Source organism: Staphylococcus microti, from assembly GCF_000934465.1.
Lineage (GTDB): Bacteria > Bacillota > Bacilli > Staphylococcales > Staphylococcaceae > Staphylococcus > Staphylococcus microti.
The window spans coordinates 25,705-49,618 of record NZ_JXWY01000043.1 but is presented as its reverse complement, the minus strand read 5'-3'; the positions used below and the strand labels follow the sequence as shown (position 1 = coordinate 49,618).

Below are 23,914 nucleotides of genomic sequence, written 5' to 3'. Positions count from 1 at the left end.
ACGGGTTCCCAGACGAGTTAGTCGCAGAAATTGAACGTTTAACAGGACGCAAAGTTGTGGCGAACCGTCCAGCGTCAGGCACACAAATTATTGACGAGTGGGGCGCACATCAAATGGAAACGGGCGACTTGATTGTCTACACATCAGCAGACCCTGTGTTACAAATCGCAGCACATGAAGACATCATTCCACTTGAAGAACTGTATGACATTTGTGAAAAAGTACGTGAATTGACGAAAGATCCAAAGTACTTGATTGGCCGTATTATTGCACGTCCATATGTGGGTGAACCGGGCAACTTCACACGTACAAGCAACCGTCATGACTACGCATTGAAACCATTCGGTCGCACTGTGATGAATACATTGAAAGATGCTGATTATGACGTTATTGCGATCGGTAAAATCAACGACATCTATGATGGTGAAGGTGTGACGGAAGCGATTCGTACGAAAAGTAATATGGACGGCATGGATCAGCTGATGAACGTTGTGAAGAAAGATTTCAAGGGCTTAAGCTTCTTGAACTTGGTAGACTTTGATGCGTTATACGGACATCGTCGAGACAAGCCGGGATACGCACAAGCGTTGAAAGATTTCGACGAACGTTTACCAGAACTGTTCGACAACATGCGTGAGGACGACTTGTTGATTATCACAGCGGACCATGGGAATGACCCGACAGCAGACGGCACGGATCACACACGTGAATACATTCCAGTGTTGTTCTACAGTCCGAAATTTAACGGTGGTAAAGCATTAGACGGCGATACAACATTCAGTTCTATCGGCGCCACAATCGCTGAAAACTTTGGCGTAACGTTGCCGGAATTTGGCCGTAGCTATTTAAATGAATTGAAGTAATATAAATATGAAATGTTGAATGGATGGCACAATTATGATGTTATAGTCTTAATTGTGCCATCATGCGTTCTATTTAAGAAACCACATATATTTTGAAGTGTTTTTGGAATTAGGAAGAAAATTAATAAGTTTTAACCCTTACTAATTTATAAGCATTTGATGAGATATTTGGTAAAGCATAAGGGGCAATTATATGTGATCCGGGATCAAATATAGAATTTTTACTAACACCATATTTATAGGCTTGATAAACAATTTTGGAACAATACGTAGGGTTTTTAGAGGCTAACTTTGTGTTAATACCATAGTTGTATTTTTTGCCCACATAATTCCTCTTTGCCCACGCCGCAGCCTTAGCTCCAGCTTTAGTGTTTTTAGAACGATAAATTTTTAGCCACTTACCTTTTCCAGAGTATCTTTGTTTGAACCAAGAAAATTTATGGACACTAGGATGATGCCCAACACTATGTATGTGTAAAACATCATTGTTACTTATAGCGATTGCAGCATGTCCTGTTAGTCCTCTGGAACTAGTTGCATTAGAAATTAGTACATCTCCAGGTTTTAAGTGGAAGGCCGATCTAACAGAGATGCCATCAGGCTCACTTTCCAAAGATTGTTCTGCGAGCTTGCTTTCCTGCATGAATTGAGTCCAGTGATTTTCGGTAATAGAGTTATCTAAGATACCTTCTTGTTGCAATTTTTGATAGTCATTGGTTTCTTCATTAGCTAATACAGAGTTAGAAAAATAAGGCAGCACATATGCAAGTGTTAAAAATAAAGTGAGAAAAATAATTGTTATTTTTTTATAAAATCTCCCATTATTTGATTTTAATATTACTTTTAATATTACGATATATACTTTAGAATTAAAAGATAAATATCGAAAGAAAGAGTTATACAAATGAAATTTAGAGCCATCTATTTATTGATTGTTTTGTTGCCAATAGAATTTATAGGTATGTATATTGATTATACTTTTAGGTCATTGTTAGGTTATATTCCCTACGTATTCATTTCTATTGTTGTCAGTCTTATTTTGTTTAAATACAAATTTAAAAGTAGTTATTTGATATTAGTCACTAGAGTGATAGGTATTTTATTATCATTGATGTGTGCCCATTTATTTATGGATATCTATAACAGTTCAAATTATTTTAAACCTTTTTCAACTACTATTTTCTCTTTGATTTTAGGATTAATAAACTTTGTTATGATTGCTGTTTTCTATTTAGTTATTTATGGTATATCACCAAGAAATAAATGATGTGTAAATTCCAGTTATTAGCGAAAATTAGCATGTTTCTATTACTTTTTAAATTTACAAACAATGCTTGTGAAATATTATTCAAATTCAAAAGAAAGCGTTATACTATTGTTGTAAAAAGAAAGGGTGACGTACATGAAAAAGTTAATTCAAGATAAAACACATTTTTTGAAAGATATGCTTGAAGGTTTGAAATTGACGAACCCAGACGTCGATGTTGTAGAAGACACGGTCGTTGTTCGCACAGAGAAAAAACAAAAAGGCGTGGCACTTGTATCGGGTGGTGGCAGTGGTCATGAACCGGCACACGCAGGCTATGTGGCACAAGGTATGTTGGATGCGGCAGTCTGTGGGGAAGTCTTCACATCGCCAACACCAGATAAAGTTTTAGCAGCAATCAAAGCAGTCGATAATGGCGATGGCGTACTTTTAATTGTGAAAAACTATGCGGGAGATGTCATGAACTTTGAAATGGCACAAGAGCTTGCGCAAATGGAGGATATCGCCGTAGAAATGGTTGTTGTGGCAGATGATATTGCGATTGAAGATGTTGAGAAGCGTCGCGGTGTTGCGGGAACAGTGCTTGTACATAAATATGCAGGTTACTTATCTGAACAAGGTGTCGCATTGTCTGAGATAAAAGAAAAAGTAGAAGCATTATTGTCTGGTGTCCGTTCAATCGGTATGGCTTTGACACCACCATTAGTCCCAACGACGGGTAAATATGGCTTTGATATTGAAGACGACGAAATGGAAATCGGTATTGGCATTCACGGTGAACGTGGGATTACACGTACAACAGTTGAAAGTGCGGAAAACATTGCACAACGCCTTGTTACACGTCTCGTTGCAGAAGTGGACGCAACAGAAGTGATTGTGATGTTGAATGGTATGGGCGGCACACCACTTTCTGAATTGCAAATTATGACAAAATATGTGTCAGAACAGTTGATTGCGCAAGGTAAAAAAGTGACGCATTGGCTTGTAGGTGACTATATGACAGCGCTGGATATGCAAGGTTTTTCAATTACATTAGCACCTCATGATGCGACCTTATTAACTGCATTGAAAGCATCAACAGAAAGTCGTTATTTCAATAATTAAGGAGAGATTGTGATGAATACAGCAACTTTAAAAGCACGTTTGCTTGCATTAACAGAAACATTTAAAGCGGAAGAAGAAACATTAACAGAGTTAGACCGTGCCATTGGCGATGGTGACCACGGTGTCAACATGTTACGTGGTTTTGAAGCGTTGACAGATAAACTGGACGATAGTTCAATGGCAAACTTATTGAAGTCTACTGGTATGACGTTAATGTCAAATGTAGGTGGCGCATCAGGTCCATTATATGGCTTTAGTTTTGTGAAGATGTCACAAGTAGCACAAGATGAGATGAATCGTGAACAATTGGGTGTGTTGTTAAATGCCTTTGCAGAAGCGATTGCGCAACGTGGTAAAGTCACACGTGGCGAGAAAACGATGTTTGACGTTATTGATCGTGCGCGTGAGGCTGTTCAAAATGGCGAAACGGTAACGTTAGATGTATTGCAAGGTTATGCGGAAGATACGAAAGCGTTAGAAGCAACAAAAGGCCGTGCTGCATACTTCAAGGAAGAGTCAATTGGGCATATGGACCCAGGTGCACAAAGTAGCGTGTATATTTTGAATGCTTTGATTGGAGATGAGTAGGATGACAAGTATTGTACTTGTAAGTCACAGTGAAAATATTGCACTCGGAACACAACAACTCCTTGAACAAATGGCGCCGGGTGTTTCAGTAATTGCAGTAGGCGGTCATAATGGAGAAATTGGGACATCTTTCGACACGATATTTGCGGCAATTGAAAGTTTGGAAGATGATGCGGTATGTTTCTTTGACATTGGCTCATCAGAAATGAACTTGGATATGGCACTTGAAATGTATGCCGGCAGTCAGCGTGTTGAAAAAGTCACAGCACCGATTGTAGAAGGTAGCTTTATTGCGGCAGTTGCAATCTCAACAGGTAACGACATTGATGCGGTCATAGGTGCAGTGAATGACGAATTTTAAATAAGTGAAAAAGCCATTGGCGTGTAGTCATAAGACTAAGCCAATGGCTATTATTATGCATCATATTAGTTAATTTTTTTAACCACTTCTGATTTTAAGCCAATTTGACCAAAACCAGGGATTTTACAGTCGATATCATGGCCGTCTTCTGGATCAACAAGGCGGATGTTTTTCACTTTTGTCCCTTGTTTAATCGCATTAGAACTTCCTTTTACTTTTAAATCACGGATAACTGTTACAGTATCGCCATCTTGAAGGATGTTACCATTAGCGTCACGCACAATCGCAGCTTCTTCTGCTTCAGCAACAGATTCAGCAGTCCATTCATGTGCACACATTGGGCATACGTATAAAGCGCCATCTTCGTATGTATACTCAGATCCGCAACTTGGGCAATTTGGTAAGGCTGTCGTCATAATATATTGAGACCTACTTTCTTAATTTGATACTACTAATCTAGCATACTGCGTTAAAAATCACTAGTGCAGGTTGCATGAATTTGCGATGCACTATGCTGAAAAAGTTGTATTAGCAAAGAAAATATCCATTTTATAGAAAAATAGCATAAACTTTATTTTATCTCGAAAGTAATTGTAAGATGGCGTTTTCATGATATAATTGATAATCATTATCAATTAAAATGATGGAGGAGAAAATAGATGAAAAGGTTATTGGTTTTATGCGTGTGTATGTTATTACTTTTGGCAGCTTGTGGGTCAAACGAACAAGGCGCAAAAAATGATAAGAAAGCGAGTAACAAAGAAGCGACAGAGCAGACATTTACTTCTGACAATGGCGAGAAAGTAAAAGTACCGACAAATCCAAAACGTATTGCCGTGTTACATCCAACTTATGTTGGTGCGTTAGTGAAGTTCGGTCACAAGCCAGTGGCAGTGTCTCAATATGTTGAACAAAATAAGGTGTTAGATGATGCGACAAAAGGCATTGAACGTATTGATGGCACAAGTATTGAACAAGTGGCAAAACAAAAACCTGATTTAATTATCGCAACAGTGGAAGATAAGAATGCGAAAAAACTTCAAAAAATTGCACCGACTGTCTTCTTTGACTCAAATAAATCTCAGTACCGTGAAACAACTAAACAGTTAGGGAAACTTGTTGGTGAAGAAGAAAAAGCAGAACAATGGTTGAAAGATTGGGATAAACAAATGGCGAAAGATAAAAAAGAACTAGTGCCATTATTGAAAGGTAAAACGGCTTCTGTTGTTCAACAGACACCAAAAGGCATTATGGCATTCAGTGATCATTACGGTCGTGGCACTGAAATCATTTACGGTGGATACGGCTTAAAACAACCGGAAATGTTGAAAGAAAAAACGAAAGATAACTTTGCAACGCCAATTAGCCAAGAAACATTTGGCGATTACATCGGTGACATTGCCGTCGTTGCACAACAAGGTGACACAACACCAGAATTCCAAAATACGAATTACTGGCAAAACCTAGATGCTGTGAAAAATAATCGTGTCATTACATTAGATGTTTTAGATACACAGTACAATGATCCAATTTCTCTTGAAAAACAACGCGATATTTTCTATAAAGCATTGAAAGAAATGAAATAAGACTATAACGTCGGGCACATGTGGCATTACGCATGTGTCCATTTTTTTATGCATTGCCATAAATTAAGATGCACGCCATTCCTGTTTTGCACCAATATGTTTTATACTATATGTAATAAGAAGGTGTGAGATGTGCGTTTAGGGCTTGAAAGGCAGAATGCATATAAAGCGCTCACGCAGCGACAGGAATGGGGTGACCGTATGAAACGCTATTATGAACAGAATGGCAAGCGGATTTTAAAACAATATTTAACGATTAACGGTGTAAAGCAAGGTGTGATTATTGAGACACGCAATTTTGCGAATCCCATTTTGTTAGTCGTACATGGTGGGCCAGGGTTTCCGTTATATCCATTCTTTCGTGCGCATGATATTGATTTAACATCACATTATACGGTCGTCTTTTGGGATCAGCGAGGGACAGGGATGTCTTATACGAAAAAGCCTGTCAAAATGGCAGAAGTGATACAAGATGCGGAATGGCTGATTCAATATTTATGTCATCATTATCATAGAAAACAAGTTTTTTTAATGTGTCATTCTTTTGGGACGATCATCGGTGCCATTCTTGCACATAGACGACCTGAGTGGATTGCGGCATATATTGGTGTTGGACAGCTGGGGGATGTGTATCACAACGAGCGTGTCATCTTGCAACGTTTATTAAAGTTTGCGAAAAAGGAAGATAATCAGCAAGCTGTGTCTGCGTTACAACGTGTCAATCTTGGGCGTTACTTTAATAAAGATAAATATTATGACAAGGTAAGGGCGCGCTATACAGAGCGTTATAAAGGTGGCTTTTCAATCCATGGCTATTCCGTGTTTAAGATGTTTCGTGCAATGATGTCGACGCCCTATTATACGTTAAGAGAGCGTGTCAATATTGTAAGAGGCAGTTTGTCAGCATTTGAACATTTGACGACGGAGATGGTTGAGACGAACTTGATGACAATTGCCCGGGAAATAACGGTGCCATTTTATTTAATACAAGGTGCGTATGATTTACAAACAACGGATGTCGATAGCCGAGAATTATTTGAAGCAGTAAAATCTAAAGAGAAGCATTATTACTTTTTCGAACATAGTGCACACGCACCTTTTATGGATGAGCGTGATAAATTTTTAAAAATGATGCATGAAATTGTTGACTGTCACGCGACGTCATAGTCTATAACGGAAGTAGGAGGTGAAGGTCCATGACAACATATGCGATAGGTGATATAGCGAAAATGTTCGATATTTCAACGAGAACATTACAGTATTATGATGAAAAAGGGGTGCTCCCACCCGCTTATGTCGATCATAACAATTATCGTGTATATACTGAACACGAGGTGGAGAAGCTACAACTAATTGTATTGATGAAAACACTCGGTATGCAGTTGAAAGAAATTCAAGCACTGCTCACAGCGGAAGGCACGCTTGATACGGTCCGCTTACTATTGGATCAAAAAAGTAAAGCGTTAGAACAAACGATTCAGAAACAACAAGCGCAGTATCAACAAATTCAAGCGATGCAACGCATGATAAATGAAACGTCGCAATCATCTATTACTAAATTACAAGAAATGGATCGTATGCTTATGAAAAATGAACATCTGAAACCGTTAAGAGTTAAATCATTAGGGTTGGCGAGTATTGGAACGTTAAGCTTGTGGTCAGGTATATGGGTAGGGACAAAACTAGGAACACCTACGTATCCATTGCTAGGATTAGGGACAAGTGTCGGCATTGCCTATTATTTGACGCATGATTATTATCATCAGGTGAAGTATATGTGTCCAAACTGTCAACATGTCTTTGTACCAACGATGCGTCAATTTATTTTAGCACGTCATACACCTTCAACACGCCATTTAACATGCCCCTCATGTGAATTTACTGGGTATTGTGTTGAAGTATACGAGCCACATTAAATGAATAAGATTTATTGTAAGATGTAGTATCACAAACGTTTGTTGTAAAGACGTGTTGGTTGCTACATCTTTTTTGATTATAGCCATTAAATTAGGGAAAAAGAGTGAAAAGAAACAAGGGGGCATCCATATGAAAAACTTCAAGATACTTGTCACTGGGATGGTAGTACTATTTTTGACAGCTTGTGGTTCACAAATGGAGAAGCAAGCAGAAAAAGGGAATTCGAATAAGCCAGTAGAGAAAACCGAGCAGAAGAAAAAGGCTGAAACAACGAAAAATAGCGACAAAAAAGAACATGATGATGTACAAGACAAAGAACAGAAAAATGAACAAACGTCTAAACAGGCACCCAATTTTGAACAACTTACTGAGCGAGAGCGTGTCGCATTGTTATTTTTTGCAGACGATATTGCGGATAAATCTATTACAGCGCAAGATATTGTGAACGAGCAGTATCAATATGAAGGATATCAGAAAGAAACGCGTCCTTTAGAGAAAGTAACGATTAAACCGGCATTTGATATGAACAATGCACCGTCTGGCATGAAATTTTATACGTTGACGACACCTAAAAGTAATTTTGCCACAGTGATGGGTGTATCAGATACACGTGGTATGGTAGGTGGTACACAAGGGGCGTTAATGGACTATAAAGAGTTAGCCGAGACTTCTGTAGAATTTGATTTGGCACCACTGTATGATACGTATCAAAACAGCGAAGACTATCAAAAAGTAGTCGAGCAGCTAAAGTTCGAACTAGATAATTACAGCGAACAAGGCGAGAAAGCAGTAACCCATGCACGTTATCGCACGCAAGTTTATGAAAAAATTGCTGAATTTGAAGGACAACCACTCGATACAGACCATTATGACTGGGATCCAACGTTACAAATTGATGAAAAAGGATGGACCGTGACATTCCGTGATAAAAAGACAGGCGACGTCGCGGGATATTATACAGTGAAAGACGGAAAAATCGTTAAATTAGATCCACGCGGTCAACAAATTAAGCCAGCACAATAGCCTAAATCAAATAAAAAGGGTTGGACGCGAATGCCCAACCCTTAATTGATGTGTATGAAGTTGTATTTTCAATGTGTGTATTAACGGACGATATAGTCTAAATTTTGTGCACTTGTTGCATCAATCGTACGGTATGAAATAACGCCTAAGCCTTTAACGTTGGACTCTGAAATAACGATGGAGCCATCGCTACGTACCTGTTCGACAAAGGCAACATGACCGTAGTAGTTGTCAGCACCAAGTTGCCCAGGTTGGAAGACGACTGCACTATGTTTTGTTGGACGATCTGTCACTTTGTAGCCTTTTTGATGTGCTGAGCTTGTCCATTCTCCAGCATTTCCCATATTTCCGGCAATAGATTTTCCAAATTGTGCCATACGATGGTAGACGTACCACGTACATTGTCCTTGTGGGTATGGTGAGCTGCCTGTTGTACGGAAAGCTTTAAAGCCGTTGCCGCTGATGTCTTCTCCATTGGATACAATATCTGCCTCTAATAATTTTGGCATTTTTTTCTGGTCAAAGCGTGTTAAGTCATATGTTTGAATGAGTTGTTTCAGCTTTGTATCGTAGTTAGGGTCTGTCGCATATGTGCCGACGAGTTCTGTAACGGCCGTACGATAGCTGCTGCTTTCGCTTTTCCAAACACCTTTATAAATCGTAGGGTTGCCATCAATGCCGTCTTTAATTAATTTTGCATAGTCTTCAAGAGAGGCTTTTTTGTCTGGATATTTTCGGAAATTTGCTTGAATTTGATACATATTTTTTCCGTTTGATTCAAGTGTATTGAACCCAACTTTTTGACCTTGATAAGCACCTTTCATGCCGAATAAATTGTAGTTCGGTGACTGTGCCAAAGCACTGCGCCCTGAATCAGATTCTAAAATCGCCTGTGCAATCATGACGGACGCATATAGATCCTCTTCTTGTCCAATGCGATGTGCGTCACGTGCAATCTCATTGATAAACGCACGTGTCGACTGGTTCGGTGTGACACGTATATCAGCGACCGCACCAGTATCGTCCCCGTTATGCGCAGACGGACGTTCTTGGAACCATGTCGTCTGACGCATTGGTGCGTCTTTCGGCAAGTCATCAAATGTTTGGGCGGGTGCTTGTTGTCGTGAGCCATTGTACGTATGACTTGCCGGGATTTGCGGATTGTCAGACGTACGTTTCGCGCTTTGCGCTTTTTGGTGTTGCGTCTTTGTCTTCTCAGCTTTGTCGCTATATTCATCTAACAAAGCTTCGATCATCACATCATCTTTGACAGATGTCTCGCCTTCCTGAGTTGCTGCATTCGTGTCATCAGTTGGTGTGTCATCTGTCGTCGTGTCGTCTGTGTTATCCGTCTGTTCGTCTGTCTCTGTTATATCATCTTGAGACACATCTGTGTCAGTCTCATCTTGTGTTTTATCCGTCTCAGTTTCCTCGTCTGACGTCGTTTTTGAAGGCGTATCTTCGTCTGTTTGTGTCTCAACATCATCCGTTTGTGCCGCTTGATCAACGTTTTCTGTATCTTCCACCGTTTCATCTTCTGTTGTCAGTTCGTCAGATGCTATCATTTCATCAAACGGTGTTTCTTCGTTCAAAATGGCGTTTAGATTGTCGAAAAAGTCACGTTCATCTGTAGATAAACTTGGTGCTGGCGTGGGTTCAACATTTGACTGTGATGTACTTTGTGTCCCCAACGTTGCATCTTGTGGCGTGTCACTTTGAGGTAATGCTGAAGACGGCGCATCGTTGAACGTATTGACGTTACCTGTTGCAGTGCTGTAAAGCCAACGGTCAAATGCATCCATAATCAATGGTGAATCAATGTCTTTTTGATTTTCCATTTTAGAATGTGTTGTTTTGTGAGATGTGTGCTTTTTTTGTTTATCGCGTTGTTTCGATACGGGTTTCTCGTTGTCCGTCGCCGTGTCATCTTCTGTTGATGTGATGTTTGAAGCGTCATCTATACGTGCATCGTCTGATTGTGTTGTTAAGTCTTGTTCGAGTGCTGTTTGTGCTTTTTGACTGGCAGCTTCGGCAAAAGTACTTGTTGTAGGAGATGCAACAAGTGCTGTCGTCAATAAGCCAGTGAGTATTACTTTTCCTTTCATGTTTGTGCCTCCTGATTTATTTCGAAAATGTGGGAGCGGGCAGAAAGTGCCTTTTCTCAATAACTTTCGTTAGCCTCGCCCCTTATGCATTTGGGGTAATTAATCTATGTACAATAAAGAATGGCTCCGAGTGTACAAATTGGATGTGAAATTGTATACTAGTTAGGTTACATAGTTAGTTGATATGTGTCAACCAAAAATAACTAATAAAGTTGAAGGATATATTGTAAAGGTTTTATAGATTGAGGTGGAAAAAATGAAACAGGCGTTTAAGCTTTTTTTAACAGATCTCAAAAGGATAGGTAAAGCACCGGGCGCACTCATACTGTTAGCAGGTCTTGCTATTTTGCCTTCATTTTACGCATGGTTCAACCTTGAAGCAACATGGGACCCTTATTCCAACACAGGTAATATTAAAATTGCCGTTGTGAATGAAGATGAAGGGGATATGGTGCGTGACAAAAAGATTAATGTTGGAAATAAAATAGAAGAGACGTTACACAAAGATGATCATTTCGATTGGCAGTTCGTGAGCCGAGAAAAAGCGGACAAAGGGTTATATAAAGGAAAGTATTATGCAGCGATGTATATTCCTAAGCAGTTTTCGCATCAAATTACAGGTACATTGAGAAAAGATCCACAACAAGCAAAAGTTACGTACAAAGTGAACCAAAAGCTTAATGCGATAGCACCTAAGATGACGGATGCGGGTACAAGTGAAATTGTGAAAAAGGCGAATGAAAGTTTTGATAAAGCTGTCACGAAAGTATTGTTAGAAGAGGCCAATCGCTTAGGTATTGAAATTGAAAAACAATTGCCGACGTATAATAAAATACGTGATGGTGTTGATGCAGCTTACAAAGCTTTACCGAAAATTGAAAAATTCCGCAAAGCAATTATTTATATTGATGAAAACCAAGGAACGATTGATAATTATGCCGATAGATTTCGTCATTTAGGTAGTTACAAAGATGAAGCGGTGACTGCTGCAGAGAAACTTAATCAGTTGAATGCAAGTATTCCTGCTATTAATGAACGCGCGAAACTCATATTGAAACTGAATGACTATATGCCGGAAATTGAGCGTGCATTACAAGTGGCGAGTGGCGTGCCGGATCATTTTCCACAAATTAATCAAGGGGTCGATACAGCAATTGCAGGCACAGAAAAAGGGCTCCAAACACTTGATACAGCAAGTCAAGTGATACCAACGATTGAGCAACGCATCAATATTTATGAACAAGGCATTCAACAAGCACAAGACATCAATCAAGGTTTTGCGGATAACTTAACGCAATATCAAGATCAAGCGAATACACAACCATCTCAGCCGACACAACCGAATTTAAGTCAAAATGGTAACCTTATAAATGGGGCGAATGTGCCACAATTGAATGGTAATGCAAATCAAAACAACGTTCAAAATCAGGCACAACAAGGGGTTAATCAAGCGTTACAAAATGGATTAAATCAAAATCAAAGTAACGTACAAGTGACGCCTCAAAGTACACAAGGATTACAATATAAAGTTGTACCATTGAGTACACAGATGGATAGTAATATGACGCCTTTACCAGACGGCCAAGTCATCACAGCAGATGAAGCGACAACGATGGGTAAAGACTATGGCAATGCACTACAAGGCGTGAATGACATGATGGCATCACAGCTTGAGGGGACACAGCAGGATTTGGATGCGGCGAAGAATATCAGTTTTGGTATTTTGAGCAGTAACCAACCTGATACGTTTACACAACCGTTGTCACATTTGATTGCACGTATGAATCATACGAGTAAGACATTACGTGATTATCGTGACTGGTTAGCTGAGATTGAGCAATCGGAAGGTGTCGACTTAACGGCACAACAAGAACAACTTAAACAGACACAAGCAGAGATTAAAGCGATGACGAAGCGATTGAATGCTTTGCAGGACGCGATAGCATCTGGCAACACAGGTAAAGCGGAAGCACAAGATGTGATTGACGCATTGGACGCGTTACAACAACGTTTGAAGGGTACAAGCACAACGGTGAAAAACGACATTGCGAATGCACTGTTGGATGTTTCAAAACGCGTTGGTGCAGCGTTGGACAATGGTGCTGCAACGATTGACACGGTGCAAGACAAATTGCAGACGACAAAAGATATCGTGCGTAATGGGCAAGTGATTTTGTCGGATGCGAACGAACGCTTAACGCAGTTGCGAGATGTTTTACCGACGATTGAGGCGAAATACAATCATGCGATGTCTATTGCGCAGACGTATTATCCAGAGTTTAAGCGTAGTGTTGCACGTGCTGCTGATTTTGTACGCAATGACTTACCAGAATTAGAAGCGAATATTGCGAAAGCGACGAATACTGTCAATGCGAAGTTACCAGAAGCATTTGAGAAGTATGATACGTTAAATGCGCTGCTAGATGAGAATCAGCCAAAAGCCAAACGTGCATTAAGCAACTTAGCGGACTTTGCACGTAATGACTTGCCAAAAGTTGAGCAAGATTTAGTCAAAGCAGAGAAGGTTTTTAATCAATTAGATGAGGATAACACGATAGAAGATATTATCGACTTGTTACGTAATGATCTGAGAAAACAAGCAGGAGTTATTGCGAAACCGATTGAGATTGATCAGCATAACATTTTCCCTGTGAAAGACTACGGTTCAGCCAGTACGCCGTTCTATACAGCGCTAGCAATTTGGGTAGGGACATTGTTACTCGTTAGTTTGCTTAGCGTACACAATAAACATGAAGATTTAAAACCTTACCTAACAATTCGAGAAACATATTTAGGAAAAATGGGGATCTTCATGATGATGAGTTTGATTCAGTCATTTATCGTATCAGTCGGCGATATTGTGATTTTGAAAGCATCGGTTGAATCTGTACCGTTGTTTATTGCCATTAGTCTTTTCTCGGCGATGATTTTCACGATTATCGTTTATACACTCGTATCTGTATTAGGAAACCCGGGTAAAGCACTTGCCATTATTATACTAGTGCTTCAAATTGCCGGCGGTGGTGGGACATTCCCAATTGAAGTAACACCACAGTTTTTCCAAAAGTTACACCCGTTTTTACCGTTCTCATACAGTATCGATGCCTTACGTGAAGCGGTTGGTGGACCTGTACCAGAAATTTTAATACACAAACTATCCATGCTCGGTTTATTTGGTGTTATCTTTTTCTTAATTGGTATTCTCGGCAAGCCATATTTAAACCCAATCGTACATCGACTTGCTGAAAGAGCAGAAAAAAGTAATATCTTTGAGTAAATCGGATGATATAAAAATGTTGACGCTATCTACTATTTCCTTAGTAGGTGGCGTTTTCTACTATTACATATAAAATGATATACTGCGTTTGGGAGGTATTGAGCATGACACATAAAATTTATACGATGCCTTTAGCGAGTGTTTATCCGCACTATGTTAAGAAAGCGGAGAAGAAAGGGCGTACACAAGAAGAAGTAGACGCCATCATTCAATGGCTGACAGGTTATACAGCAGAACAGATAACAGAACATTTAGAAGCACAAACGACATTTCAAGATTTCTTTGATCACGCACCCGAGATGAATCCGAACCGTCAAAAAATTAAAGGTGTTATTTGTGGTGTACGTGTAGAAGAAATTGAAGCACCACTTATGCAAGAAATTCGTTATTTAGATAAGATGATTGACGAACTAGCAAAAGGTAAGACACTGGAGAAAATATTCCGTAATGATTAACATAACAAAACCCTATTGGCGCAAATACGTCCGATAGGGTTTTTGAATTATTGGTTGAAATTATTTGTTTGGTCGCCATTTTGTAATGATTGTGCTGATGCATCATTGGACTGTTGTCCATATTGATTGTTAGAAGCATTGTTAGATTGCTCTGATGAATTTATCTGCTGGTTACTTGGCGCTTGTTGTGGAACATAGCTTTGCGGTGGTGTATAAGCAGGTGCCTGTTGAACAGGTGGTGTATAAGTTGTGTCTGGTTGTTGGACATTTTCAACCGGCGTTTCCTCAGCTTCTATAATTTCAGTCTGTTCCGTTGGCAATGTTGCTTCTTGTGAAAGACTTTCATCATAAACAGGTGCCTCTTTATTTTCAGATTCAGCTTTTTTCTTTTTCGCAGTTTGCTTCTTTTCTTTTTTCTCTTTGTCACTTTTTTCTTTGTTAGCATCGTTTTTAGATTGTGTTTCTTGTGGTGCATGATGATCACTGCTGATAGCTTTCGCACCGAAAAAGACCATGCCGATAATAATGAAGAGAATGACTAGGATGTTGATTAATTTTTGCATGTTGTATACCTCTTTATCGTGTCGTTTACTCATAGTATAGCGTCTTGTCGGTGAAATACAAGCATAACTCGTACGACCGTTCAGATAACGTTTGGGATGTGTCAAAAAAGAGACGAGGCGCATTTGTAGATTATGATATAATATGAATAGCTCGTAAAAGAGGTGAAGATTAACTTGAGCTTTTATGAATATATGCAAATTTACATTGGTGATGATACCCCATTAGGTGATTTGGCGAGACGCATTCATGTAGATTCTAAATTTCCTAAGGAGCTTCATACGTCCGATGAAATATTAGCGTGGTTTCGTGAAGGCTCTCGTCATGGTCAATTGAATTTAGCAGTCATTAAACGAGCGATTGCAATCTATATGCAATTTGGTGGCGCTAAGTGACGACCCAGCATAATCACATTAGTGAACGTGTGTCACCTGTACAAGGCGTCTCCTACTACTCAAGTTGGGAGGCGTCGTATTTATAGCTATTCCCGTAATAGTGTATAGAAATCATCATTAGGTAGGGATAAAATGATTCAAGCAGACGTTATATTAGAGAAAATGAAAAACCAAAAAATTAACTACGATAAAGTGCTACGCAAAATGATTGTGAACTGGACACGCAATGAGGAGCGTCCGAGCATTTTATTACATAGTTGTTGTGCACCTTGCAGTACCTATACTTTAGAGTTTTTAACGGAGCATGCCGATGTAGCTATCTATTTTGCCAATCCGAATATTCATCCGAAAAATGAATACTTACGACGTGCGCGTGTGCAAGAACAGTTTGTGAAAGACTTCAATGAACGTACAGGGGCTCATGTGAAATATATTGAAGCACCGTATAAGCCACATGAATTTATGAAAATGGCAAAAACACGTGGTTTGACCGATGCGCCAGAAGGTGGCGAACGTTGCTCTGCATGTTTTGGTATGCGTTTAGAGATGGTGGCAGAAGCGGCAGTAGAACTCGGTTATGATTACTTCGGTAGTGCGATTACATTATCTCCGAAGAAAAATGCACAGTTGATTAATGAGATTGGTCTTGATGTGCAACAACTTTACGATGTGAACTATTTGCCGAGTGACTTTAAAAAGAATAAAGGCTATGAACGTTCGATTACGATGTGTAATGATTATAATATTTTCCGTCAATGTTACTGTGGCTGTGTGTTTGCAGCACAACAACAAGGTATTGACTTTAAAGAAGTAAATCAGCAAGCAAAAGCATTTTTAGATGCACTTGCTGAACAAGCAAAATAAAAGAGAGACACTGCTTTTTCAAAATGTGGAAAAGGTAGTGTCTCTCTCTTTTGTTATTATCCTATTTTTTCTGCAGCTGTGCGCGCTTCAACATCTTTAACAATCGCGTCAATCGTGACATTGGCTAATACTTGTTCTAAAGCATGTTGTGCCATATGAAAAATTGGTTCAATTGTTGCTTGAATGTTGCGGCCTACGTTGCAATCAGGATTTGGATTGTCATGCATGTTAAACAACGCATCATCTTTCACTGCATGCACTGCTTTGTAGACATCCAACAAAGTGATTTCTGTTAGGTCTTTGGCTAGTTGCGCACCAGCCACACCGGGACGTACATCAATCAGACCTGCTTTTTTTAACATCCCCATTATTTTGCGTATCATCGCTGGATTGGCATTTACACTTCCTGCGATATATTCTGATGAACTTACTTCATCTTTCGTCGTTTCGATTAAAGTCAAAATATGAATGCCGATAGAAAACCTACTACTAATAGACATGACAGCCCTCCTTTTATATGTGATACATGTAATCTTTTTAGTTACAAGCACAGTATAACGCAAAAAAGATAAAGAATAAATACTTTTGTTGTTGACAAACTTACGACCTGTAACTATAATAATTACATGTTAACAAAACGATTACAGGTTAAATTTTAAGGAGGCAATTCAAATGAAAATTGGTATTATTGGTGCAAGTGGCAAAGTCGGTCAATTAGTGATGACAGAAGCTTTAGAAAGAGGACATGAAGTGACAGCAATTGTACGTGATAAAGCGAAAGTCACAAATTCAAATGTCGCAGTGATTGAGAAAAACGTTTTAGACTTAACACAAGATGACTTGAAAGGTTTTGACGTTGTGATCAATGCATTTGGTGCACCGATGGGGGAAGAGCAAGCGCACGTTGATGCGGGAAACGCATTGATTGATGCGGTTAAAGGCACAGATGTAAGAATTATTGTAGTCGGTGGTGCAGGTAGCTTGTACGTAGACGAAGCGAAAACAACACGCTTAGTTGATACACCAGATTTCCCAGACTTGTTCAAACCAACTGCAAATGGTCAAACACGTAACTTAGAAGCATTGGAAGCTACAACAGATGTGACATGGACATTCGTAAGCCCTGCTGCTGATTTTAATGCAGAAGGTAAACGCACAGGTACTTACCAACTCGGTAAAGATCATGTGATTGTGAATGCAAAAGGTGACAGCTACATCAGTTATGCAGACTATGCGATTGCGATTGTTGATGAAGCGGAACAAGGTCAGTTTGTGAATACAAGATTTACAGTTGTTGGAGAAGCTGAGTAAAAGATACGCATAAATTATATATTGGCTGCTTATGTACTATTTGAAGATAGCACATAAGTGGCTTTTTTGTGTGCGAGGAAATAAGGCGTTGTTTCAAGTAAATAGAAATGGTAGCAGATGTTTGAAGTAAAATACGTTTTAATAAATTTTTGGGCTCTACAAAAAATATATAGCGTTTCTGAATTGAATGTGTTTAACGTGATTATATTAAGGATAGTAAATGATAAAAACAGTATTAATTATAGCGGTTCAAATGGTCTCTGTGCTTGACAGTCTTGGGGTGAAACTAATTGTATCGCATTTCATTGAGTGATATGATATTACTATCATTACTATACTATTGTACGTTATTTTAAAATATATATTTAAAGGATTGAAATCGTATGAAACTATTAATAACTGGTGGAGCAGGTTTTATTGGCTCACACATTGCAAATTATTATGATAAAAATGGTCATGAAGTGTTTGTTCTAGATAACTTAGCGAGTGGTTATAGAGAAAATATTCCATTTATAGATGATGACCATTTTTTTAATGTAGATGTTTGTCATGTGGATAAGGTTGAATCGCTTATAAAAGCATATCAGTTTGACATTGTTGTACATCTTGCAGCAGTGGTAAGTGTTGTCGATACTGTGAATAATCCTATCCGTTCAAACGAAGTGAACATTGATGCAACAGTTAACTTATTAGAAGTGAATCGCAAGCATAATTCAAGTTTGAAAAAGTTTATCTTTGCGTCTTCTGCGGCTGTTTATGGGAACGATCCACAATTGCCAAAAACAACGGATAGTATGGTGCAGCCGGAATCGCCATATGCGGTGCAAAAATATGCAGGAGAACAATATACGAAGATGTATCATCATCTCTATCATTTACCGACAACTGCATTACGCTTTTTTAATGTGTATGGACCAAAACAAGATCCAAATTCACAATACTCAGGTGTTATCTCAATTATGAAACGCAAATTTGAAAATGATGAGACGTTTACATTTTTTGGTGATGGCACGCAAACACGAGATTTTGTTTATGTTAAAGACCTTGTTAATGCGATTTCACGCGTGGTCGAAAGCGATGAGACAAACGGTGAAGTCTTGAATGTTGGAACAGGGCACCAAACGTCATTGAAAGATATTTTCCATGCTTTTGAAACGAGCTATCATAAGACGATTGAATATCAATTTGATGAAGCAAGAAAAGGTGATGTGAAACACTCTGTTGCTGATATTACGCAACTTGAGAATATTGGTTACAAACCACAATATACGATTAATAGTGGTTTAGAAGAATACTTAAATAGTTAAAGAATATGTAAAAATGAGGTGTCCTGATTGAAAAAAATAGCTAAGGTTTTATTGAATCAAGTTAAAAGAAAATACAATTTTGTTTCAGGACCCTTAAAAGCAAGATTGAGAAGTGCTTATGTAAATAAAGTTACAAAATATGCAGCCTATTATAAAAAAAATCCTACCGTACCAACATATATTTTATATCAATCATACGATGGGAAAAGTTTGGCTGATAGTCCGTATGCAGTGTTTTTATATCTCATAAATCATGTACAATATCAAGATTTTACACATTTTTGGGTTGTGGAATCTGAAAAAATGAAAATGGTATTTGAAAATCAATACGGGCAGCATGATAACGTGCGATTTATTGTCAAAGAAAGCGATGAATATTTACATGTTTTAACGACAGCTAAATACCTCTTGAATAATGCAACATTTCCTGAATATTTCACGAAAAAAGAAGATCAGATTTATGTCAACACATGGCATGGGACACCGATTAAAGCGATGGGATTGGATGTTGAAGATAATTTATTAGGCTCTCAAAACGTTATCAAAAACTTTTTGAGTTCAGATATTTTAGTGAGTCCGAATGCGCATACGACATCTATCTTTAAAAAAGCTTTTGCGCTAGAAGGTCTTTATAATGGACAGTTAATGGAAATCGGTTATCCACGTATTGATTTAACGATTAATAGTCAACGTGAGACGGTTTTAAAAGACTTAAAATCTCAAGGTATTCATATTGGAGATCAAAAAGTGCTCTTGTTTGCACCAACTTGGCGTGGACAAGACGTGCACCAACCGGAAGATAGTATCGAAAGCATCTATCAAATGATTATGGAACTTAAAGCGCACACAAACTATCAAGTATTAGTGAAGGTACATCCGTTTGTGTATGAGCTTGCTTTAGAACATCAAAAAATATTACCTTACTTAATTCCGGATACATTTGATACGAACGAATTATTAAGTGTTGTCGATTTATTAGTAACCGATTACTCAAGTATTTTCTTTGATTATTTAGTGACGGATAATCCAATTATCTTTTATGCACCGGATTATGAAGCATATAAAAGCAATAGAGGTCTTTACATTGATTTTGATGCGTTACCAGGGCCATCTGCTGATGATTTAGAGGATTTAATCGTACAAGTTAAAAAAGCTGAGAATAATGCGCTTGCGTATCACAAAAATTATGAAACGTTCAAAAAGGCATATGTTGCACATGAGGATGGTCATGTGACAGAGAAGGTTGTTCAAGCGATGTTTCATTCTCAAAAGATTGAAGAACCGAAGACGAAAGAACGTATACTTATTCATCCTGGCGGTATGAAAAATAATGGCATTACAACATCAGTGGTTAATTTATTAGAAAACTTAGATTATGATAAATATGACGTTACAATTGTGTTGGATCGACGAATAATAAATGCCGACGTCTTGGGCAAGTTACAGCAACTGAATAAAAATATAAGAATTATTTTGAGAAACGATCCTTTGTTAGCAACTACAACAGAAATATATCAGAATACATTTATTGGGAATCGAGGCATTCAACCTAAATTAGAAAAGTTTTTATATCCAAAATTAATGTTTGAGAGAGAATTTAGGAAAATATTTGGCAATGCAGTATTTGACTATGTCGTTGATTTTAGTGGTTATGCTATGTTTTGGCCCAAGATATTACTTGGTACAGTCTCTAAGAAGAAATTAATCTTATTGCATAGTGATATTCAAAGCGATATGAATCGAACAGTGAATGGAAAAAAGCCACATTATCTTAACTTAAAAGGTGTCATGACAATGTATCCGAAGTTCGATTACCTTGTCAGTGTCTCTGAGGAAACATGTAGATTAAACATGCGCAATTTAAGCACGCCTACTACGCGAAAAAAGTTTGTTTCCGTTATGAATACGATCAATATAAAACGTATTGAAACACTAATAGATGATGAAAGTGATTTCTTTATCGAACATGATACAAAAATGTTGACTATTTTAAAGAATGATCAAATTAAAGGCATCGAATTTAATGATAAAGACTTCAAAGTGATGGCAATGGGGCGTCTATCTCCAGAAAAAGGGTTTGATATTTTAATTACTGGCTTTAAAGCTGTTGTACAACAAAACCCAGAAGCTAAGCTATACATCTTAGGAGAAGGGCCGTTGAGAAAAGAGCTGCAAAATTTAATTAAATCATTGCATTTGGAGAATAATGTCTATCTCGTAGGCCAAAAAGGCAATCCATTTAACATTATGAAACAATGTGACTTATTTGTACTGTCATCACACTATGAAGGCCAATCAATGGTATTGTTAGAAGCATTGACGATTGGAACGAATGTACTGGCATCAGATATTCCTGCTAACCGTTATGTGTTAGATTCAGGTAAATACGGTATGTTAGTAAACAACACACCTGAACGTGTAGGCGCAGGTATTTTACAGTTTATGAATGGTGAAGCGCCAAGCTATCAAAAGTTTGATGTACATCAGCACAATGAACAAGCATTAAAACAATTTTATCGATTGTTACAGTAAATCAATCTCTATCTAGGTGGGATGGCACATGCCGTTCCGCCTTTTTAGTATACAAAAACGGCGTATATCTCTATAATTTTAAGTGTATTAAATATAATTAGAACGGACGTATAATGATGCGTGACACTGTTAAAATGTCATCATTTTACTGGATTATTTGTGCGTTATTTCAGAGAGAGGTTTATGTATGAAAAATCAACTAACCATTGTGATACCTTTTTATAATATGGTAAGTCATATTGAAGCATGTATCATGTCAGTGATTCAACAAACAAATCAAAACTTTGAGTTGTTACTCGTGAATGATGGTTCAACGGATACATCTAAAACGATGATAACGACACTTTTAGCACAGCATCAAAGAACGTATCAATGCATTGATTTAGATGTAAATCATGGGCATAGTTATGCACGTAATGTAGGAATGGAACACGTTCAGACACCATACTTTATGTTTTTAGATGCGGATGATACATTGACACCTTATGCAGTGGATGTTTATTTAGCACATTTAGGTGATCAAGATGCACTCATTGCACCTATACATGACTTTTCAACAGAGCCTCAAACATCTTATGATTCAGGCGCGTTGGGCGTGCGTCAGGGGAAACTATCTCAAAGACCAACGATACTTTTAGAGCAGCAAAGTGTATGTAATATTGTATTTAAAACATCGACGATTCGGGATAACGATTTAACATTAAATACAGATTTAAATGTCTATGCCGACCTGTCTTTGCTTATAGACTATTCGTTACATAGTACAAGCTTTGTCGCATTGTCAGGTGTTCCGTTTTATTATCGTGGAGAAGTCTATGACCCTTTCAAGGCAACACAACTTACCAAGCAGTCTCTAGACGTACATTTCAATGACTATGTGAAAGCATTCGATGATGCACGTGCGCGCACAAAAAATCATCCACAAATGTATCAGTATGTTTTAAAAGTGATGCAAGCATTTGTGCGTCAAGCGTTTGAACCGGGATTGTATGATATTGATCAACGTTATCATCAATATGGTAGTCGGTTAAGTGCAGTGACACGTTATCTCAAACCAGTGATGAAACATGAGAAGAACCTTTTCATTAAACTTGAAATAGCCTTACTTAATAAAAAAAGCGTATCAGCAGCACGTTTAGTTAATAAAGCACGCTATCGTATGCGATTTATTAAAGATTTTATATTTAATCGCTCAAGACGCCCATATGCGAAATATATGTTGTTTAATTCTGAACGTGCGGTCGATAATAAAAAAATTGTCTTTGAATCATTTGGCGGTAAAACTTACAATGATAGCCCGAAATATATTTATGAGTATATGAAAGCACGTTATCCGCAGTATGAATATTATTGGATTTTCCAAGATGTAAATGATCCGACGTTACCTGACGATTGCCATAAAATAAAAAAGGGAAGTCCTGCTTATTTTGATATTTTTAAACAAGCACATATCTGGGTGTCAAATGCACGTTTACCTATATATATGAAGAAAAAAAAGAATCAATGCTATATTCAAACGTGGCATGGTACACCGTTGAAACGATTAGCAAATGACATGCAAAAGGTACGTATCCCAAATACGACGACTGCAGATTATAAGTATCATTTTTATTGGGCAACACGCCGATGGGATTACCTTGTATCACCTAATCCGTATTCTACAGAGATTTTTCAATCTGCATTTTGGATGAATCCAGATCAAATATTGGAAATTGGTTACCCGAGAAATGATATTTTAGTGACACGCCAAGATGACCAAGGTTTTCACGACGCTATCCGACAACAAATAGGTATCCCTCAACATAAAAAAGTGATTTTATATGCACCGACGTGGCGTGATGATGAATTCATTGAAACAGAGGTGAATCAATTTGACTTGCAACTTGATTTGAAGAAGTTTAAGCAGATGTTAGGCGATGACTATGTTGTTTTATTACGCATGCATTATTTTATTGATGATCCAATGGACTTGTCTGGAATGGACGGTTTTGTGTATGATGTATCAAATTATAAAGATGTATCAGAGTTGTACTTAATCAGTGATGTGTTAGTGACAGACTATTCATCAGTAATGTTTGATTTTGGTGTGTTGAAACGACCACAGCTTTTTTATGCATATGATATTGAGAAGTATGACAAAGATTTACGCGGCTTTTATATTGATTATCATCAAGATTTGCCAGGCCCAGTTTATGAAACGTCTGATGACTTATTAAAAGGATTACAAAATTTAGATACGATCGCGCGCGATTATGAGGATAAAATAGAAGCTTTTTATCAACGTTTTTGTTCAATAGACAATGGGAAGGCGTCTGAATATATTGGTGAATTGATTCATCAAAAAGTTCAACAGAAGGCAAAAAAATACCGATCGCAACAGTAAAATGTTGGGATCGGT

General features: G+C 38.1%; 21 protein-coding genes. 16 read left to right on the top strand and 5 right to left on the bottom strand.

The annotated features are described in order from the left end of the window. A partial coding sequence (gene deoB, locus TP70_RS07805) for a phosphopentomutase (RefSeq protein WP_044360778.1) occupies positions 1-863 on the top strand: 863 nt, incomplete at its 5' end. Between the two features lie 121 nt (positions 864-984). Here the strand turns inward: deoB and TP70_RS07800 are convergent. Continuing rightward, positions 985-1,767: a YiiX/YebB-like N1pC/P60 family cysteine hydrolase gene (locus TP70_RS07800; RefSeq protein WP_240626984.1), complete on the bottom strand. Its 783-nt coding sequence runs from the start codon at positions 1,765-1,767 to the stop codon at positions 985-987. 498 nt (positions 1,768-2,265) lie between these two features. On the opposite strand from TP70_RS07800, the gene dhaK reads away from it, so the two are divergent. From dhaK to dhaM, 3 genes are read left to right on the top strand one after another with little or no spacing between them, the layout of a single operon-like run. Next, entirely contained in the window at positions 2,266-3,234 is a 969-nt protein-coding gene (gene dhaK / locus TP70_RS07790) for a dihydroxyacetone kinase subunit DhaK (RefSeq protein WP_044360776.1), read from the top strand. Between the two features lie 12 nt (positions 3,235-3,246). Further along, entirely contained in the window at positions 3,247-3,822 is a 576-nt protein-coding gene (gene dhaL, locus TP70_RS07785) for a dihydroxyacetone kinase subunit DhaL (protein WP_044360775.1), read from the top strand. 1 nt (position 3,823) lies between these two features. Further along, on the top strand, positions 3,824-4,183 hold the full coding sequence (dhaM, locus tag TP70_RS07780) for a dihydroxyacetone kinase phosphoryl donor subunit DhaM (protein ID WP_044360774.1): 360 nt from the start codon (positions 3,824-3,826) through the stop codon (positions 4,181-4,183). 65 nt (positions 4,184-4,248) lie between these two features. Here dhaM and TP70_RS07775 read toward each other — a convergent pair whose 3' ends face one another. Further along, entirely contained in the window at positions 4,249-4,599 is a 351-nt protein-coding gene (locus tag TP70_RS07775) for a zinc ribbon domain-containing protein YjdM (protein ID WP_044360773.1), read from the bottom strand. Positions 4,600-4,842: 243 nt separating this feature from the next. Between TP70_RS07775 and TP70_RS07770 the strand changes: the two genes are divergently transcribed. The 4 genes from TP70_RS07770 (at position 4,843) to TP70_RS11825 (ending at position 8,709) form a co-directional block, all read left to right on the top strand. Next, entirely contained in the window at positions 4,843-5,769 is a 927-nt protein-coding gene (locus tag TP70_RS07770; protein WP_044360772.1) for an ABC transporter substrate-binding protein, read from the top strand. 201 nt (positions 5,770-5,970) lie between these two features. Beyond that, positions 5,971-6,936, top strand: a complete 966-nt coding sequence (locus TP70_RS07765; RefSeq protein ID WP_044360783.1) for an alpha/beta fold hydrolase — start codon at positions 5,971-5,973, stop codon at positions 6,934-6,936. 29 nt (positions 6,937-6,965) lie between these two features. Then, on the top strand, positions 6,966-7,685 hold the full coding sequence (locus TP70_RS07760) for a MerR family transcriptional regulator (protein ID WP_044360771.1): 720 nt from the start codon (positions 6,966-6,968) through the stop codon (positions 7,683-7,685). Between the two features lie 130 nt (positions 7,686-7,815). After that, on the top strand, positions 7,816-8,709 hold the full coding sequence (locus tag TP70_RS11825) for a hypothetical protein (RefSeq protein WP_052502894.1): 894 nt from the start codon (positions 7,816-7,818) through the stop codon (positions 8,707-8,709). Between the two features lie 80 nt (positions 8,710-8,789). Here TP70_RS11825 and TP70_RS07750 read toward each other — a convergent pair whose 3' ends face one another. Beyond that, on the bottom strand, positions 8,790-10,814 hold the full coding sequence (locus TP70_RS07750) for an amidase domain-containing protein (RefSeq protein ID WP_044360770.1): 2,025 nt from the start codon (positions 10,812-10,814) through the stop codon (positions 8,790-8,792). A gap of 256 nt (positions 10,815-11,070) precedes the next feature. On the opposite strand from TP70_RS07750, the gene TP70_RS07745 reads away from it, so the two are divergent. Further along, positions 11,071-14,091, top strand: coding sequence for a YhgE/Pip domain-containing protein (locus TP70_RS07745; protein WP_044360769.1), 3,021 nt, complete (start codon positions 11,071-11,073; stop codon positions 14,089-14,091). 104 nt (positions 14,092-14,195) lie between these two features. After that, positions 14,196-14,546: a DUF2200 domain-containing protein gene (locus tag TP70_RS07740; protein WP_044360768.1), complete on the top strand. Its 351-nt coding sequence runs from the start codon at positions 14,196-14,198 to the stop codon at positions 14,544-14,546. Positions 14,547-14,593: 47 nt separating this feature from the next. Here the strand turns inward: TP70_RS07740 and TP70_RS07735 are convergent, their stop codons facing one another. Then, positions 14,594-15,109, bottom strand: coding sequence for a hypothetical protein (locus tag TP70_RS07735; protein ID WP_044360767.1), 516 nt, complete (start codon positions 15,107-15,109; stop codon positions 14,594-14,596). A gap of 174 nt (positions 15,110-15,283) precedes the next feature. Here TP70_RS07735 and TP70_RS07730 point away from each other — a divergent pair, with 174 nt between their 5' ends. Both TP70_RS07730 and TP70_RS07725 read left to right on the top strand, forming a co-directional pair. Beyond that, positions 15,284-15,502 (top strand): YozE family protein, encoded by a 219-nt coding sequence (locus TP70_RS07730; protein WP_044360766.1) that lies wholly within the window; start codon positions 15,284-15,286, stop codon positions 15,500-15,502. Positions 15,503-15,634: 132 nt separating this feature from the next. Then, positions 15,635-16,366 (top strand): epoxyqueuosine reductase QueH, encoded by a 732-nt coding sequence (locus tag TP70_RS07725; protein WP_044360765.1) that lies wholly within the window; start codon positions 15,635-15,637, stop codon positions 16,364-16,366. A gap of 56 nt (positions 16,367-16,422) precedes the next feature. Here the strand turns inward: TP70_RS07725 and TP70_RS07720 are convergent, their stop codons facing one another. Beyond that, positions 16,423-16,866, bottom strand: coding sequence for an Rrf2 family transcriptional regulator (locus tag TP70_RS07720; protein ID WP_044360764.1), 444 nt, complete (start codon positions 16,864-16,866; stop codon positions 16,423-16,425). Positions 16,867-17,038: 172 nt separating this feature from the next. On the opposite strand from TP70_RS07720, the gene TP70_RS07715 reads away from it, so the two are divergent. The 4 genes from TP70_RS07715 to TP70_RS12015 all read left to right on the top strand — a co-directional run bounded on the left by TP70_RS07715 (position 17,039) and on the right by TP70_RS12015 (position 23,899). After that, positions 17,039-17,677 (top strand): NAD(P)-dependent oxidoreductase, encoded by a 639-nt coding sequence (locus tag TP70_RS07715; RefSeq protein WP_044360762.1) that lies wholly within the window; start codon positions 17,039-17,041, stop codon positions 17,675-17,677. 383 nt (positions 17,678-18,060) lie between these two features. Then, a complete protein-coding gene (locus tag TP70_RS07710) occupies positions 18,061-18,984 on the top strand; it encodes an NAD-dependent epimerase/dehydratase family protein (RefSeq protein WP_044360760.1) in 924 nt (307 codons plus the stop codon). 27 nt (positions 18,985-19,011) lie between these two features. Next, complete coding sequence (locus TP70_RS07705; protein WP_044360759.1) at positions 19,012-21,516, top strand: glycosyltransferase; 2,505 nt, start codon at positions 19,012-19,014, stop codon at positions 21,514-21,516. Between the two features lie 187 nt (positions 21,517-21,703). Next, positions 21,704-23,899, top strand: coding sequence for a bifunctional glycosyltransferase/CDP-glycerol:glycerophosphate glycerophosphotransferase (locus TP70_RS12015; protein WP_084207676.1), 2,196 nt, complete (start codon positions 21,704-21,706; stop codon positions 23,897-23,899). The last annotated feature ends 15 nt before the right edge of the window (positions 23,900-23,914 follow it).

Bases quoted from the DNA above. Each gene is read 5' to 3' on its own strand.
- TP70_RS07710 (WP_044360760.1), top strand. From the start codon at position 18,061: ATGAAACTATTAATAACTGGTGGAGCAGGTTTTATTGGCTCACACATT.
- dhaK (WP_044360776.1), top strand. From the start codon at position 2,266: ATGAAAAAGTTAATTCAAGATAAAACACATTTTTTGAAAGATATGCTT.
- TP70_RS07760 (WP_044360771.1), top strand. From the start codon at position 6,966: ATGACAACATATGCGATAGGTGATATAGCGAAAATGTTCGATATTTCA.
- TP70_RS07720 (WP_044360764.1), bottom strand. From the start codon at position 16,866: ATGTCTATTAGTAGTAGGTTTTCTATCGGCATTCATATTTTGACTTTA.
- TP70_RS07765 (WP_044360783.1), top strand. From the start codon at position 5,971: ATGAAACGCTATTATGAACAGAATGGCAAGCGGATTTTAAAACAATAT.
- TP70_RS07770 (WP_044360772.1), top strand. From the start codon at position 4,843: ATGAAAAGGTTATTGGTTTTATGCGTGTGTATGTTATTACTTTTGGCA.
- dhaM (WP_044360774.1), top strand. From the start codon at position 3,824: ATGACAAGTATTGTACTTGTAAGTCACAGTGAAAATATTGCACTCGGA.
- TP70_RS07715 (WP_044360762.1), top strand. From the start codon at position 17,039: ATGAAAATTGGTATTATTGGTGCAAGTGGCAAAGTCGGTCAATTAGTG.
- TP70_RS12015 (WP_084207676.1), top strand. From the start codon at position 21,704: ATGAAAAATCAACTAACCATTGTGATACCTTTTTATAATATGGTAAGT.
- dhaL (WP_044360775.1), top strand. From the start codon at position 3,247: ATGAATACAGCAACTTTAAAAGCACGTTTGCTTGCATTAACAGAAACA.
- TP70_RS07740 (WP_044360768.1), top strand. From the start codon at position 14,196: ATGACACATAAAATTTATACGATGCCTTTAGCGAGTGTTTATCCGCAC.
- TP70_RS07750 (WP_044360770.1), bottom strand. From the start codon at position 10,814: ATGAAAGGAAAAGTAATACTCACTGGCTTATTGACGACAGCACTTGTT.
- TP70_RS07745 (WP_044360769.1), top strand. From the start codon at position 11,071: ATGAAACAGGCGTTTAAGCTTTTTTTAACAGATCTCAAAAGGATAGGT.
- TP70_RS07775 (WP_044360773.1), bottom strand. From the start codon at position 4,599: ATGACGACAGCCTTACCAAATTGCCCAAGTTGCGGATCTGAGTATACA.
- TP70_RS07725 (WP_044360765.1), top strand. From the start codon at position 15,635: ATGATTCAAGCAGACGTTATATTAGAGAAAATGAAAAACCAAAAAATT.
- TP70_RS07735 (WP_044360767.1), bottom strand. From the start codon at position 15,109: ATGCAAAAATTAATCAACATCCTAGTCATTCTCTTCATTATTATCGGC.
- TP70_RS11825 (WP_052502894.1), top strand. From the start codon at position 7,816: ATGAAAAACTTCAAGATACTTGTCACTGGGATGGTAGTACTATTTTTG.